The following is a 15059-nucleotide window of genomic DNA, read 5'->3' as shown; positions in this document are numbered from 1 at the left end:
TGCTGATATTACGCAAACAAAAGGGCTGCACCGCTCAAAATTGGTGCAGCCCTTTTGTTTTCCGCCGGACAGCTCTGCTACTCAAACTTCCTGTCGTAAAGCAGCGCCGCTATGAGCACCACAAAGCAGGAACCTGCATTATGCACAAGCGCCCCCGTCGTAGGATTCAGCTTGCCCAGCAGGGACAACACGATCGCGGCGAAATTGATGCACATGGAAAGCGTGATGCTGATCTTGATTGTCATGACCGTAGCGTTCGCCAGCCTCTTCAAATAAGGGATTTGGGAAATATCATCGCGCATCAGGGCGATATCGGCGGCCTCGACGGCGATATCGCTGCCCATGTTCCCCATGGCCACGCTGACATCGGCCGTTTTCAGGGCAGGCGCATCGTTTACACCGTCACCGATCATGCAGACCGTACGGTCTTCTTTCTGAATCTCCCGTATGCCCCGCACCTTTTCTTCCGGCAGCAGCTCCGCCTTCACCGCAGCTATGCCGGCCTGATGAGCAAAGTAGCCCGCTGCCTTTTCACTGTCGCCCGTCAAAAGAACGGTCTGCATCGCCATGGCGGCCAGACGGTCTGCCGTCGCCTTTGCCTCAGGACGCAGAACGTCGGCCAACGCGACGATTCCGAGGCACGTTCCTTCCCTTGCCACAAGCACGGAAGCCTTGCCCTCTCCGCGAAACCTTTCCAAAGCCTGCGTCGCTTCCTTCTCCAAATGCACCCCATTGTCCGCCAGGAAACGCTTGCTGCCGCAGAGCATCTTCTGCCCGCCCGACTCGGCATAGATCCCCCGACCTGCCGTCATGCGAAAAACATCCGGCACATCGAGGGAAAGCCCTTCCTTCTTTGCTTGGGCGACGATGGCTTTTCCCAGTGGATGCTCGCTTTTCATCTCGGCAGAGGCTGCAAGGCGAAGCAGCTCTTTCTCGCTTATGGCGCCGGCAAAGGGAATGATATCGCTGACAGCCAGACGGCCATACGTCAAAGTGCCCGTCTTGTCAAAGGCAATCGCATCGACCTTTCCCATCTTCTCCAGAGCCTCGCCCGACTTGATGATCACGCCGCGCTTCGTGGCCTGCCCGATAGCCGCCATGATGGCGGTCGGCGTTGCCAGCACGAGCGCACAGGGGCAAAAAACAACCATCAACGTGACGGCGATGACAATATTTCCCGTACCAATATAAGCACCGACAGCAAGAATGAGTACGATGGGCACAAGCCAGCTCGCCCAGCGGTCTGCAATGCGCTGCATGGGGGCCTGCTTCTCTTCCGCTTCCTGCACCATACGGATCAGCCTCTGCAGGGAACTGTCCTCACCGACCTTCGTCGCTTCTATGTCAATCGAACCAAAGCAGTTAAGCGTACCGCAGAACACCTCATCCCCCTGTCCCTTGTCGACCGGCAGCGATTCCCCGGTCATCACAGACTGGTCGACGGAAGTTTCGCCGACGACGATCCTGCCGTCCACGGGAATCGTCTCACCGGGCAGGATGCGGAGAATATCGCCCCGTGCGATTTCCTCCGCTGCAATCATTTCTTCCCTGCCGCCTGCCAGTCTGCGTCCCTGTGTCGGCGCAAGGGAAATCAGTTTCCTCAGTCCTTTTTTCGCCCTCTTCGTTATCGCTTCTTCCAAAAGTGCGCCAAGCGCCATGATAAAGGCAACTTCACCCGCCGCGAACAAATCGCCGATAGCGATGGCTGCCAGCATGGCCAGCGAAATCAGCAGTGCTGAGGAAATCTTGCTGATGCCGGGATTGTACAGGATGCGCCAGATCGCCAGATAAAGCAAAGGAATGCCACAAATAATGACCGCTGCCCAGGAAGGATCAAAAAAGAGAAAATCCAAGCGCACCGGCTCTGCGCCAAACTCCTCCATGACATGCGGAACGAGATCCATAAGCAAAAAAAGTGCCGCAACAAGCGTCATGGGCAGCCCGGAAAGAAAATCATTGAGCCGCTTGAGCAGGGAACCTGCCCAAGACAAACCTCCCGTCTGCAAAGGTTTCTGCGTCTGTACCGTATTTGCTGCATCTGCCATAAAGATTCCCCCATTTCAACTTTCCGCAAGCCGTCCCTCACGGGACAGGCATAAGAATCCGCTTGACAAACAGGCTGTTTCCTCCATAGAATGAGTTTGTTAGCGAACACTTTGTTCTTTTTATTTTATGGAAACCCAACCGGAAAAACAATGGACGATTCCCACTGCCTGTTTCCTACGGAATATTTTTCATAATTTGTACGGTTTAGGGGGCATACCGATGGACAGACGACAAAAGAAAACGAGAGACGCTGTTTTTTCCGCCTTCAGCGTCCTCGCTGCACGAAAAAGCTACAATAAAATAACGGTACAAGAAATTATCGACGCCGCGAATGTAGGCCGTACGACGTTCTACAGGCATTTTGAAACGAAAGACGAGCTGCTGAGAGCACTCTGCGAAAAACTCTTCGGCCACATCGTCGGCAGCGCTATGAACAGCAGCCATACGCACGGCCTCTATTCAGACGGCAGTGTTCCCGAGTCCGTCTTTCTCCATCTTCTGCAGCACCTCGAGGAAAACGACAGCAACATCTTGGGACTCCTCTCCTCCGAGAGCAGCGATATTTTTCTGCGCTTTTTTAAAGACAGCCTGAACGACCTTGTGCGCCTGCACGTCGCTGCACAGAAACTTCCCCATCCGGACGTGCCGCAGGACTTCCTTGTCAACCACATCTCCGGCAGCTTCGTGGAAATGGTCCTCTGGTGGATCAAGGGCGGTCGCAGGATGTCGCCCGCAGAACTGGACCGCTGCTTCTGCCGCGTGATTGAACCCATTCTCAAGCCTTCCTATTGACAGCAAGCGCCTGCATTTGCTAAAATGATACAGCAATCGCGAAGTGCTGAAGCATTTCCCGGAGAGGTGTCCGAGCGGTTTAAGGAGCCGGTCTTGAAAACCGGTGATGCAGCAATGCACCGTGGGTTCGAATCCCACCCTCTCCGCCAGATGAAACCTGCGGCCAAAAGTGCCGTACCATAAAAAGGGACTGTTGCACGAAGTTAGAAAACTTCGTGCAACAGTCCCTTTTTGTCGAACGGATTCCACTCAGTCTGCAAGCACGTCGGTGTATTCTTCCCTGCCGCGCATCATCTTCTCTGCATAGGAGCAGACGGGGACGATCTTCTTCCCTGTATGGCGCGCCTCGGCGATGATCTCCTCGATGAGGCGGCGGGCGATGCCCTGCCCTCCGTAGGCGGGGTCAACCTCGGTATGTGTGATGACCCAGCATCCGCGCGCCTCCTCAAGCTCTGCGACGCCGACGCGTGTTTCGCCGTCATAGGCCGCGCTGCGGAAATGTTCGGGTTCAAATACGATCTGCATGGTGATTCCTCCTTTGCCCGTATTGTAACGCATGAGGAATGTGCCTGTCCAGTATGCGGCAGCAGATTATAAATTGTGCACAGCAGGAAATCGGAGGGCTTTTCTCGAATACCGAGTGCAAGAGTGTTTCACTGACGAAAAGGAAGAAATTATGGACAAGAAAGGGTATGCTCTGTTGAGCGATCCGTTTCAAAACAAGGGGACGGCGTTCAGTGCTGACGAGCGCGCACAGTTTGGACTTACGGGCCTCCTGCCGCCGCATGTTGACACGATTGCGGAGCAGGCGCAGCGCATCTATCAGCAGATGGAGCGCAAGAGCTCGGGGCTCGAGAAGCGCCGCTTCCTGATGGACGTGTTCAACCGCAACCGCCGCCTGTTCTACTATGTGTTTCGTCAGCATATCGCAGAGCTCATGCCGATTGTCTACGATCCCGTGATCGCCGAGAGCATTGAACAGTACAGCGAGCAGTTTATCAACCCGCAGGAGACGGCATATCTCTCGATCGATCACCCGGAGGCGGTCGAGACGACGCTGCGGCAGGCGGCGGGCGACCGGGAGATCCGTCTCATCGTTGCAACGGACGCAGAGGGCATTCTCGGCATCGGCGACTGGGGGACGGACGGTGCCGATATCGCCGTCGGGAAGCTGATGGTCTATACCGCAGCAGCGGGAATTGACCCCACGTCGGTGCTGCCGGTCATGCTCGACTGCGGGACGAACCGCGAGAGCCTCCTGCAGGATCCGCTCTACCTCGGCAATCGTCACGAACGCGTGCGGGGCAAGGCATACGACGACTTCATCGATGCCTTTGTGCAGACGGCGGAGCGGCTTTTCCCACGCCTCTATCTCCACTTCGAGGACTTTGGACGGCCGAACGCCGCGCCGATTCTGCGCCGGTACCAGAAGACCTATCCCGTCTTCAACGACGACTGTCAGGGGACGGGCATCATCACGCTCGCAGGACTCCTTGGCGCGATGAAGATCACGGGGCAGAAGCTCACGGAGCAGAGATACATGTGCTTCGGCGCGGGGACGGCGGGCGCGGGCATCACGAGCCGTATTTGCCGCGAGATGGTCGAGCAGGGGCTCAGCGAGGAGGAGGCGCGCGGGCATTTCTACCTCGTGGACAAGCAGGGCCTCCTCTTTGACGACATGGGCGACCTGACGCCGGAGCAAAAGCCATTCGCGCGAAAACGCAGCGAGTTCGACCATGCGGATTCGCTCACGACGCTTACGGCCGCCGTGATGGCGGTAAAGCCGACCATCCTTGTCGGCACGTCGACAATGCCGGGCGCGTTCACGGAGACGATCGTGCGAGCGATGGCATCGTGGTGTGATCGTCCGATCATTTTTCCGCTGAGCAATCCGACGGAGCTTGCCGAGGCGACAGCGGAGGACCTCATTCGCTGGTCGGACGGGCGTGCGTTGGTTGCGACCGGCGTTCCGCGTGATCCGGTCTCCTACCGAGGAACGACCTACGAGATCGGACAAGCGAACAACGCACTTATCTATCCGGGACTCGGCCTCGGCAGCATGGCGGTCGATGCGAAACTCGTGACCGATGAGATGATCTCGGCCGCGGCGCATTCACTCGGCGCATTCCTTACGCCCGAGGCAAAGGGCGCTGCCGTCATTCCGCCCGTTACGCGCCTCATTGAGTTCTCTGCCGCCGTCGCTGTTGCCGTTGCGGAGTGTGCCGTGAAGCAGGGACTGAACCGACGCGCGGTCGCGGATGTAAAGGCCGCTGTCGAGGAAATGGTCTGGAAGGCGGAATACTGACGCATTGAGAAAGGGGCTGTTGCACGAAACCAACGTGTAGCAGCCTCAATTTTGTGGAAAAAACACAGAAGCCGGTGTTTTCAAACACCGGCTTCTGGTGTAAAATATGAGTATACAAAACCAAATTTTACATAAGGATTATACATCCTACGGAGGCACATTTCAACCCAGTCTCCCCCTCAACTTTGAATTTCAAATCAAGAAGGACGATCCCGTTCGTCTCCTGCTCCACTGCATCCATCAAATGGATCTTACGCCTCTTTACAGGAACTTTCGGCGTGCCGAGCGGAATCTCGTATCACCGCATCAGCTGCTTGCCATCCTCATCTACGCATACATGAATCAAATCTACAGTTCCCGCCGCATTGAGGAGGTATGCCTAAGGAACATCCACTTCATGTATCTGCTCGAAGGGCGACCCGCACTGGATCACACAACTATTGCCCGTTTTCGCAGGGATCACTTTGCCCCCTGCGCCAAGGAGATTCTGGCACAAATGGCACAATTTCTTGCATCCGTTGGAGCCATCTCGTTTGAGAACCTCTTTGTCGACGGCACAAAGATCGAAGCAGTTGCGGGCAAGTACACCTTCGTTTGGAAAAAAGGTGTTGCAAAGAACCGTACCAAACTCATGGAGAAACTCTACGCCTTTCTTGCCGGCGTAGAAAAAGAGTTCGGTATCCACCTGCGCCGTGGCTCTGAGATTCGCCTGCACCATCTGAAACGTCTGCGCCGACGTTTGAAACGCATCCAAAGAGAGCAAAACATCATCTTCGTTTACGGGAGCGGAAAACGAAAGACCGTGCTTCATCGTACCATGGAGATACTGGACTCTTACATCAGTCGTCTGAAGGACTACACAAAGAAGCTGCAGATCTGTGGGGATCGCAACAGCTTTTCCAAGACAGATTATGAGGCAACCTTCATGCGAATGAAAGAAGATGCAATGAAGAACGGTCAGTTAAAGCCGGCATATAATCTGCAATATGGCGTGGAGGCATCCTTTATCGTATGGGCGGGTGTTTACCCGAACCCGACAGATACACGGACACTCATCCCGTTTTTGGAGGATTTTCATGCACACATCGGAAAAAGGAGCCGGAAGCTTGTCGCCGATGCAGGATATGAGAGTGAGGAGAACTACCTGTATTTGAGGGAAAAGGGACAGGCCTCCTACATCAAGCCGAACAACTACGAAGTGAGCAAGAAGCGCAAATGGAAGCAGGAGATCGGGCGGCGGGAGAACATGACCTACCTTGCAGCGGAGGATGTCTACCAGTGCGCCGAGGGGCGGCGACTCGTTGTGACGGGGACGCGCAGAACAAAGAGTGCGAGCGGGTATGTGAGCGAAAAGACCATCTACACGTGTACAGACTGCAACGGCTGCGAAAGAAAGAAGCAGTGCATCCATGGCAACCACAGCAAGATACCAATGGAGGAACGAACTAAGAGATTGGAGGTTGCCAAGGTCTTTCAACGAGAGCGTGCAAAGAACCTTGCACGGATCAAGAGTACGGAAGGCATCGTCCTGCGGATGAACCGCAGCATCCAGGCAGAGGGTGTCTTTACACAGATCAAGGGAGCCTTTGGCTTTCGCCGCTTTCTTACGAGGGGGCGGGCGAATGTCTTGGGTGAGACCATTCTGCTGGCACTGGCACACAACGTCTTCAAACTGCACCAAAAGATACAAAGCGGCACGTTGGCGCGGCATCTGGTATCATTGAGAGAAGCGGCATAAGAAGACGTCGGAAAGAAACAAATAAGGGCACACGAATAAGGGCGAGCATTGCAATCGTCCTTATTCGTGTGCCCTATTTCTGTAGAGGTGCAAGTTTTCGTTACCGTTGTTTCGCCGATCTGCCCCTATACGAAAAGAAGGACTGTTGTACAAAGATAAATTTACCTTCGTGCAACAGTCCCTTTTTTATGCCCTGCTCCCGGCCCCTACACGACGCTTGCCGGCAAGAGAGGGGAACAGTACAGAACGGAACGTATAAAATTACCAGATCTTTCCTACGAGGAACCAGAGGCGCGCACGGTCGGTCAGGAGGCTCTCGTAATCGCCCAGGCCGATGCGGCGCGCGTAATCGATTCGTGCAAACCAATCGCCGGGGGCATTGTAGGCAAGCCCGATGCCCCAGCCCTTGAGCGTGTCGCTATAAGCGCTCGAGGAAACATGCCCTATATCGAAATACGTGCTCACAACAAGTCCCGGAACATCCGTATAGAGGCGGAACTCGACCGTACCGAGCACACCGTCATCGCCGGTTCCCGCACCTTGCCCATAGGCGCGTACAGCATTCGCGCCGCCAAGATACATCTGCTCGGAGCTGTCGAGGTGCTTCGAGGCCTTCTGTCCGGAAAGCTTTACCATCACATCGGCCTGATGCCCGAGCGTCTGTACCATCGTAAGCTTCGCCTCTGCCTTGGCATAGCTGCCGTCCGTGCCCGAAAGCTCGGTCAGTCGCTCCGCATATTCCGAATCTGCGCCGAGCGTGCCGCCCGTGAGCGTCAAGGAGTAATTCAGATTTGTCCCTGAATCGCGGTTGAGCCACGATCCCTCCAGCCCGACGTGGACGCTGTGCGAGTGCTTCTCGCTGTCCGCCAAGCCCGCGAAAGCATCGAGATCATCCTTGAGCTTGCGGTAGTCATAGCCATAGGTGAACTTGAGCTGTTCATTTGATGTATGATAAATCGGGCTGCTGCCGAATACGCTGATCGTATCCGCCGTACCATGCGATCCAAGGGCGCGCAGGCTGCCGCCAACCGTGTAGTCCATACGGCTGTAGCCAATGCCGAGCGTCGTGCCGCCATGGCCGACGAGCATTTCATAGTTTGCGTAATAGTTGTGCAAACTCTGGTTGGAAATCAAAACACCGACATTCGCCTTCGCACCGGAGCCGTCGATATCATACGCCGTATGCTGCAGGCCGTAGCGGTAGCGTCCCGTATTCTCACTGCCGTAATTCTCGACATAGAGAACCGTCGTGGACGGCTTGCCCGGCTCGATGTGCACCGTCACATCGCTCGTGCCGAAGCCCTTGCCCGCGCTCAGCGTACCGACGGCTCTCGCGCCGCTGACATCACTGATGGAATAAAGCGCCGTCTCAAGACTCTTGCTCGTGATGATTTCGCCTTGTTTCAGCCCATGCAGGAAGCTCTCCGCCGTCTCATTCTTCATCTTGCCCTTGTTGTCAAGATGCACTTCTCCATAGCGCCCGGGAATGATCTTGAGCAGAACATTGCCGTCTTTGGATTCCTGTTCCGGGAGATATGCCGCCGCAGCGGGATACCCGTGCGAACGACAGTACGAGGTAAGCTTCCTCTGCAGACCTTCTAGGTCGTTGAGCGAAGCCTCCTTGCCGACATAGCCGATCAGGATTTCCTTCAAATCATTCTTGTCAAGCTCCAGTTCCTCCGCATCGAGCTGGATATTCTTGACCATGAACTTCGCCTCGCCCGATACCTTCGGCTGCTTCGTCTTGTTTTCCACATCCGCCTGGGCCTCAGGCCGTGTTGTCTCGATGTCCTGGCCAGGCTTCGAGAGCGAGGATGCAGCATAAGCCGGCACGGCTGCCGTGCTCGCGACAACACCCATGAGCACCGCCCTCGTCAACGTATGATATAGCCTGTTTTTCATACAAAAAATCTCCCTTTTAATTAAAAATATGCAAAATTCGATTTCACTGGGCCGGGCAAATATAAAAAGAGCCCATACATAGTCCAACACAATTCCTTTTCGACACCACCCATCGAAATTCCTGCCAAGTTTTTTGTATACAGAATGATTGACATGATTTTTCTCGTGGTGTAGGATGTAAGAGAAGAATTACCGCGCCATTTGCGCATCCCTCAAGCAGGAGGATTTTTGGAATGAGCATACATGAAGAATGTGGCGTCTTCGGCGTGTTTTCGCCCCATGCCACGAACGTCGCCGCGATGACGTATTACGGCCTTTACGCGCTGCAGCACCGCGGCCAGGAGAGCTGCGGCATCACGGTGAACGACGACGGCATCTTTTCCTCGCACAAAGATCTCGGACTTGTCAGCGACGTCTTCTCGCAGGAAATCCTCGGACGTTTTCCCGAGGGGCAGATGGCAATCGGCCATGTGCGCTACGGCACAACGGGCGCAACGAGCCGCCGCAACTGCCAGCCGCTCGCGATCAACCACCAGAAAGGCAAAATGGCGCTCGCGCACAACGGCAATCTCAGCAATGCCGATATCCTGCGCGACAGGCTCGAGCTCTCCGGCGCCATCTTTCATACAACGATCGACACAGAAATCATCGCCTATCTCATCACCCAGGCACGTCTCAAAAGCCCCTCGATCGAGGAGGCCGTAAGCCAGGCCATGCGCCTTCTTGAGGGCGCTTATTCGCTGTGTCTGATGTCGAGCAAGAAGCTCATCGCCGTGCGCGACCCGCAGGGCTTCCGCCCCCTGTGTTACGGCAAAATGCCCGATGGCGCATGGGTGATCGCCTCGGAAAGCTGCGCCCTCGGCGCTGTCGGCGCGACCTTCGAGCGCGATTTGCTGCCCGGCGAAATCCTCGTCTTTACACAGCGCGGCATGGAGAGCCGTCTTGAACACTGTCATACGAAGCCCAGAAAATCCTGTGTATTCGAATACATCTACTTCGCGCGCCCCGATTCCATCCTCGACGGCGTTTCCATTCATGCCGCCAGGACGCGTGCCGGTGAAATCCTTGCAGCCAAGCACCCGGTCGAAGCCGACGTCGTCATCGGCGTGCCGGATTCCGGACTTGACGCGGCGCTTGGCTACAGCCGTGCCTCGGGCATCCCCTACGGCATCGGTCTGATCAAGAACAAATACATCGGCCGCACCTTCATCGCCCCCGGGCAGGAAAACCGCATGGACAAGGTGCGCATAAAGCTCAGTCCCATCGCCGAAACCATCCACGGAAAGAGGGTCGTGCTCATCGACGATTCCATCGTGCGCGGCACAACGAGTAAACGCATCACGGATCTCGTCCGCAAGGCCGGTGCAAAGGAAGTCCACCTGCGCATCTCTGCGCCGCCCTTCCTCTACCCCTGCTACTACGGCACGGACATCGATTCCTCCGAAAACCTCGTCGCCTCGCACCACACGCTTGCGGAGATCACGAAAATCGTCGGCGCGGATACCCTCGGCTATCTGCCGCTTGAATCGCTCCCCGCCCTCGCAGGCGGCATACCATGCTGCCACGCCTGCTTCAGCGGCGAATACCCGACGAACATCCCTCAAAACACGCACAAGGATCGTTTCGAGCGCAAACTCTCGGAAAGCGAAAGCGAAGCCGAGGGCGACGCCGAACCGGAAGAATCCAAGGTGCGCGAAGCCTGACTCTCGCAAAAAGAGGACTGCTCCCCTGCAGCCCTCTTTTTTGTATCCCATAATTCAAAAGCATCTTCCGTCCAAAAGCAAAACGAAGATTTCATCCTTCCTGCAGTGTCAATTTCCCTGCCGTCATTTTGTAAAGCCGATCCGCATACCTTGCCGCTTCCTGCTCATGCGTCACCAGGAGAACGGCGTGCCCGTTGTCCGCTGCCTCGCGCAGAAGGGACAGAACATGATGCGTGCTCTCGTCATCCAAATCGCCGGTCGGCTCATCCATCAGAAGGATTTCCGGACGGCATGCCATCGCGCGGGCAATCGTCACACGCCTGAGCTCCCCGCCGGACAACTCCTGCGGATACGCCCCCTTCAGCCCTTTGATTCCCAACCGCTCCATAAGTTCTGCCGCATAGGGAAGGACGCTTTCCTCTTCTTCGTAGAGAAGCCGAGGGAGCAGGATATTTTCCCATACTGTCAGGCTGGAAAGCGCCATAAGCCGCTGCGGCGCCAAACCGATGTGGCGGTTTCGCAAACGCGCAAGCTCGGCCTCATCGAGTTGGTACAGTTCCCTATCATCAAGGAACACCTGCCCTGTCCCCGGCTTCATAAGGCCGGAGAGAATACTGAGCAGCGTGCTCTTGCCGCTGCCCGAGCGTCCTGTGACCTCGACCAGGGAGCCTGCGGACAGGCGGAAATCCGTTTCCTGCAGCGCCATGAAAAAACCTTCAGCCGCACTTTGCCGCAAAAAATCGCGGCTGATTTTTTCTGCCCGAAGCTCCATCATCCATCCTCCCGCAAAATCATGCCCACATCGGAATCGGCGACGAGCCGTACTGTCCACGCCGCTGAAAGCGCACCTGAAACGACTGTGACGAAAAAGGCGCCGGCGGCCAGCAGCAGAATGCTCACGGCATCCGGCAAAAGGTACGGACGCGCCAGGCTTGTCTTGATCATCCCGGCAAACGGCAAAATGACAGCACTGCCTGCAAAAATTCCAATGGCAGCGCCGATGGCGCATACCAAGAGCGATTCCAGCAGGACAATCCGAACGAGCATCCCCCGAGTTGCACCTGCCACCAGAAGAATAGCAAATTCCCTGCGCCTCTCGTTCACAACCATGCGAAATGCGACGACAAGAATGATGGCAGACAAGAGCCAGACCATGAAAAGAAGGACGCCGATGGTTCCCGTTATAGCGCCGAGTCCCTGGCCAACGCTGCTGATCATGCCATGCGCCGGTTTTGCCGTAAGCTGCGGATACTCCTGGTTGATCGCCTCCGCCATAGCTTCCGGACTGAATCCTTCCGCCGTTTTGAGCAGCACGGCGGAAATCGCCCGTTCCGCCGGCACATCCTTGAAATAATCAAAGTTCAGATCCGTCGCGTTCTTCATCATCGTGCGAATCGTATCCATATCGGTGTAGACGGCAGTATCCATACCCGTACCTGTGGGATTCAGACGTCCCACGACCCGGCAGGGAATATTGTAGAATTTTATCATCCGGTCATGGTGTACGGAAATGCCGCTGCCGACGAGGATATCTCCCTGTCCGACAGACCCGCTGAAGCTCTCATGAATCCATGGCTGGATCGTGAAGTCCGTTGCAGGATCAAAACCGATGATCTGGACGGGCACGGAGCAGCATTCCGAATTGGCCGAAGCCAGAAAAAACTGCGGCGTGGCACGCTCCACGCCCGGCATCCGGCGCAGTACGGCCAGGCAGGAATCCTCCATATAGAAATTGGCAGGGATTCCCTGTACGAGCACCCCTTCCAGTCTTCCCTGCTGCTGCGCTTCCCGGGGAAGGACAATGACATCCGCCCCCAGTCTTTCCTTGAATTGGGCCAGACCGTTCTGCAGGCTGATGATCATAAGCGAACCGCCAAAAAGAACCAAGGAGAGGACGCCCGCCACAAGCCCCAGAGCAAAAGAGCGTGAAGAACGCTTTCGGCAGTTCCTTACAGCCAGAAAGCGGGGAAACCGCATGGTCAGTCCCTCCTTCCATATACATAGATATCCACGACAGCCAGCAGAACGGTCAAAGCAGAAATCGCCATGACAGCCGGCTGCATCAGGGTATGGCAGCGCATCGTCTCCTTCATGCAAAGATCGACGAGATGCCCCGGCAAATACATCGCCAGCAGGGAAACGGGAATAGAAGCCAATGCCAGCCCCTGTTTGATTTTCGCAGACGGAATCAGCAGATGCAGCACAGCGATCCCCACGAGCACCGCAGCAATCCCCGCAAGCGCTTCACCTGCCCAGTGGCACGTCATCCACGTGCCGTCCGGACGCGGTTCGCACGGCGAAAACACGGTCTGGATTCCAATGAAAAATGACGCATTCAGCGCCAGCAGCAAAATATCCGTAACGCCAACCCTCAATTTCCCCAGTTTCATATGGGCGCCTCCTTTTCCCATCGCGCTTCCTTAATTCTCATCGCGACAGAAAGTGCTTTTTTGCTCTTTCCGTATTTGATATTCATTCTCTTTATTTTATGTTTTTTTACAGAAAAAAGCAATACGTGCAAAAAAAAGAGGCCGCCGCGCAAAAGACGTTTGTCTTCCCGCGCTGCGGCCTCTTTTCCTATTCTTTTTCAGTCCAGTCTCAGACCAGCTCCAAAAGCGCCATCGGCGCGGCATCGCCGCGACGGGGGCCGAGCTTCAGGATGCGCGTGTAGCCACCCTGACGGTCCGTATACTTGCCTGCAATATCGCTAAAGAGCTTCCTTACTGCTTCTTCATCGCCAAGATCGGCAATCGCCTGACGTCGAGCGGAAAGGTCACCACGCTTTGCCAGCGTGATGAGCTTTTCAGCGAGGCCGCGAATTTCCTTCGCCTTCGCTTCCGTCGTCTCGATGCGCTCATGCTTGAAGAAGGAGGCCAGGATGCTGCGGAAGAGTGCCTTGCGGGCACTCGAGTTACGCCCTAATTTTCTGTAGCTCATGGTTTTTCCCTCACTTATTCTTCTTCTTTCTTCAATGACAAGTCAAGTTCCTCAAGCTTCTTCTTGACCTCTTCCAGGGATTTCCTGCCAAGGTTCCTGACCTTCATCATATCCTCTTCCGTCTTGGAGACGAGATCCTCTACCGTATTGATGTTCGCGCGCTTCAAGCAGTTGAAGGAACGGACGGAAAGGTCGAGATCCTCGATCGTCATCTCCAACACCTTCGAGGCGTCCGGCTCTTCAGGCTCAGGGGAAGAAATCTCCTCCTCCTCCTCGATTTCAGGAATGCCTGCCATGTTCTGGAAAAGCTTGAAATGGGAGATGAGGATGCCCGCCGCACGGCTTACACCCTCCTCCGGGCGGATGGAGCCATCCGTCCAGACCTCGAGGATCAGCTTGTCATAGTCCGTGACATTTCCCACGCGGGTGTCCTGCACCGTGTAGTTCACACGCTGAATCGGTGAAAAAATGGAATCGATGGGAATGACACCGATGACATGATCGGCTTTTTTGTTCTTCTCAGCGGCCACATAGCCCTTGCCGCGCTCGACCATCATCTCCATATGCAGTTCGCCGTCCTCGTTGAGCGTCGCGATATGAAGCTCGGGATTCAAGATCTCCACATCGGGGTCAGTGACGATGTCCGCCGCTGTGACCTCTTTCTCGCCTGTGATGTCAAGGCGCAGAGCATGCGGCTCCTCACTGTGCATCTTGAGGCAGAGCGACTTGAGGTTCAGCACGATGTTCGTCACATCGTCCCGGACGCCCGGAATCGTGGAAAACTCATGCAGAACGCCGTCGATACGGATTGAAGTGATCGCGGCGCCCGGCAAGGACGACAAGAGGATGCGCCGCAGGCTGTTGCCGAGGGTCGTGCCGTAGCCACGCTCCAAAGGCTCGCAGACGAACTTCCCATAACGATTATCTTCGCTGATTTCTACTATCTCGATCTTTGGCTTCTCGATCTCGATCATCTGGGATAACCCTCCTCCATAATTCTCATGCAATGACAATATTCATCAAGAGATTATCTGGAGTACAGCTCGACGATAGCCTGCTCATTCACGGGAACGTCGATCTCATCGCGGTTCGGGAAGCGCGTGACCGTGCCGCTGAGCTTTGCGCCGTCGGCCGAAAGCCATGCGGGGACGCTCAGGGAGTTGTAATTCTCCGCCAAGGACTTGAAGAAAGCATTGGAACGGCTCTTCTCGTCAATCGTGATCTCGTCCTCCGCCTTGATCAGCGCGGATGGGATGTCGAGGCGCTTGCCGTTCACGAGAATATGTCCATGCGTCACGAGCTGGCGCGCCTGCTTGCGCGTCTGGGCAAGGCCGAGGCGATACACGACGTTGTCGATGCGGCGCTCCAAAAGGCCGAGAAGGTTTTCACCCGTAACACCGGGCATCGTCTTCGCCTTCTCATAATACTTGCGGAACTGCTTCTCAAGAACACCGTAGATGAACTTCGCCTTTTGCTTTTCCTTGAGCTGCATGCCGTACTCGCTGACCTTGCGAGCCTGGCGGCGCGGCTGACGCTTGGACTGGCGGCTGATGCCGACCATGCCCGGCTCGATGCCGAGAGCGCGGCACCTTTTGAGGGAAGCGACTCTATCAATTGCCATATTTCTTCTGCACCT

13 protein-coding genes and 1 tRNA gene are annotated in these 15059 nt (G+C 55.7%); 5 read left to right on the top strand and 9 right to left on the bottom strand.

The window, feature by feature from the left end; all coding sequences use genetic code 11:
• Positions 1 to 77 precede the first annotated feature (77 nt).
• On the bottom strand, positions 78 to 2045 hold the full coding sequence (locus ACRTGH_RS09170; protein ID WP_368847375.1) for a heavy metal translocating P-type ATPase: 1968 nt from the start codon (positions 2043 to 2045) through the stop codon (positions 78 to 80).
• Positions 2046 to 2265: 220 nt separating this feature from the next.
• Here ACRTGH_RS09170 and ACRTGH_RS09165 point away from each other — a divergent pair, with 220 nt between their 5' ends.
• Complete coding sequence (locus tag ACRTGH_RS09165) at positions 2266 to 2838, top strand: TetR/AcrR family transcriptional regulator (RefSeq protein WP_368847374.1); 573 nt, start codon at positions 2266 to 2268, stop codon at positions 2836 to 2838.
• Positions 2839 to 2898: 60 nt separating this feature from the next.
• Positions 2899 to 2987: transfer RNA gene (locus tag ACRTGH_RS09160), tRNA-Ser, on the top strand.
• A 100-nt stretch (positions 2988 to 3087) separates the two neighbouring features.
• Here ACRTGH_RS09160 and ACRTGH_RS09155 read toward each other — a convergent pair.
• The gene (locus ACRTGH_RS09155) at positions 3088 to 3363 is read right to left on the bottom strand and encodes a GNAT family N-acetyltransferase (RefSeq protein ID WP_265071432.1); all 276 of its coding nucleotides are present in this window, start codon (positions 3361 to 3363) and stop codon (positions 3088 to 3090) included.
• 31 nt (positions 3364 to 3394) lie between these two features.
• Here ACRTGH_RS09155 and ACRTGH_RS09150 point away from each other — a divergent pair, with 31 nt between their 5' ends.
• Positions 3395 to 5143, top strand: coding sequence for a malolactic enzyme (locus ACRTGH_RS09150; RefSeq protein ID WP_368847373.1), 1749 nt, complete (start codon positions 3395 to 3397; stop codon positions 5141 to 5143).
• A 106-nt stretch (positions 5144 to 5249) separates the two neighbouring features.
• On the top strand, positions 5250 to 6881 hold the full coding sequence (locus ACRTGH_RS09145) for an IS1182 family transposase (protein WP_368847372.1): 1632 nt from the start codon (positions 5250 to 5252) through the stop codon (positions 6879 to 6881).
• Positions 6882 to 7142: 261 nt separating this feature from the next.
• Here ACRTGH_RS09145 and ACRTGH_RS09140 read toward each other — a convergent pair whose 3' ends face one another.
• On the bottom strand, positions 7143 to 8783 hold the full coding sequence (locus tag ACRTGH_RS09140) for a ShlB/FhaC/HecB family hemolysin secretion/activation protein (RefSeq protein ID WP_368847371.1): 1641 nt from the start codon (positions 8781 to 8783) through the stop codon (positions 7143 to 7145).
• Positions 8784 to 9016: 233 nt separating this feature from the next.
• Here ACRTGH_RS09140 and purF point away from each other — a divergent pair, with 233 nt between their 5' ends.
• The gene (gene purF / locus ACRTGH_RS09135; protein WP_368847370.1) at positions 9017 to 10486 is read left to right on the top strand and encodes an amidophosphoribosyltransferase; all 1470 of its coding nucleotides are present in this window, start codon (positions 9017 to 9019) and stop codon (positions 10484 to 10486) included.
• Positions 10487 to 10577: 91 nt separating this feature from the next.
• On the opposite strand, the gene ACRTGH_RS09130 is transcribed toward purF, so the two are convergent.
• The 6 genes from ACRTGH_RS09130 to rpsD form a co-directional block, all read right to left on the bottom strand.
• Positions 10578 to 11261, bottom strand: a complete 684-nt coding sequence (locus tag ACRTGH_RS09130) for an ABC transporter ATP-binding protein (RefSeq protein ID WP_368847369.1) — start codon at positions 11259 to 11261, stop codon at positions 10578 to 10580.
• On the bottom strand, positions 11258 to 12463 hold the full coding sequence (locus ACRTGH_RS09125; RefSeq protein WP_368847368.1) for an ABC transporter permease: 1206 nt from the start codon (positions 12461 to 12463) through the stop codon (positions 11258 to 11260). The genes ACRTGH_RS09130 and ACRTGH_RS09125 overlap by 4 nt, the downstream gene beginning before the upstream one ends.
• Before the next feature lie 2 nt (positions 12464 to 12465).
• Positions 12466 to 12876, bottom strand: coding sequence for a DUF4418 family protein (locus ACRTGH_RS09120; RefSeq protein WP_368847367.1), 411 nt, complete (start codon positions 12874 to 12876; stop codon positions 12466 to 12468).
• A 208-nt stretch (positions 12877 to 13084) separates the two neighbouring features.
• Positions 13085 to 13423 carry a 50S ribosomal protein L17 gene (rplQ, locus tag ACRTGH_RS09115; RefSeq protein WP_368847366.1) on the bottom strand — a complete coding sequence of 113 codons (339 nt, stop codon included), beginning with the start codon at positions 13421 to 13423 and terminating at the stop codon, positions 13085 to 13087.
• 14 nt (positions 13424 to 13437) lie between these two features.
• Positions 13438 to 14397, bottom strand: a complete 960-nt coding sequence (locus ACRTGH_RS09110) for a DNA-directed RNA polymerase subunit alpha (RefSeq protein WP_368847365.1) — start codon at positions 14395 to 14397, stop codon at positions 13438 to 13440.
• Positions 14398 to 14450: 53 nt separating this feature from the next.
• On the bottom strand, positions 14451 to 15044 hold the full coding sequence (gene rpsD, locus ACRTGH_RS09105; RefSeq protein WP_368847364.1) for a 30S ribosomal protein S4: 594 nt from the start codon (positions 15042 to 15044) through the stop codon (positions 14451 to 14453).
• Between the last annotated feature and the right edge of the window lie 15 nt (positions 15045 to 15059).

The sequence above is a fragment of the Selenomonas oralis genome (assembly GCF_051603425.1).
In the GTDB taxonomy this organism is placed as follows: Bacteria; Bacillota; Negativicutes; order Selenomonadales; family Selenomonadaceae; genus Selenomonas; species Selenomonas sputigena_A.
The sequence above is the reverse complement of the archived record's forward strand: the minus strand, read 5'-3'. Positions and strand labels throughout refer to the sequence as shown.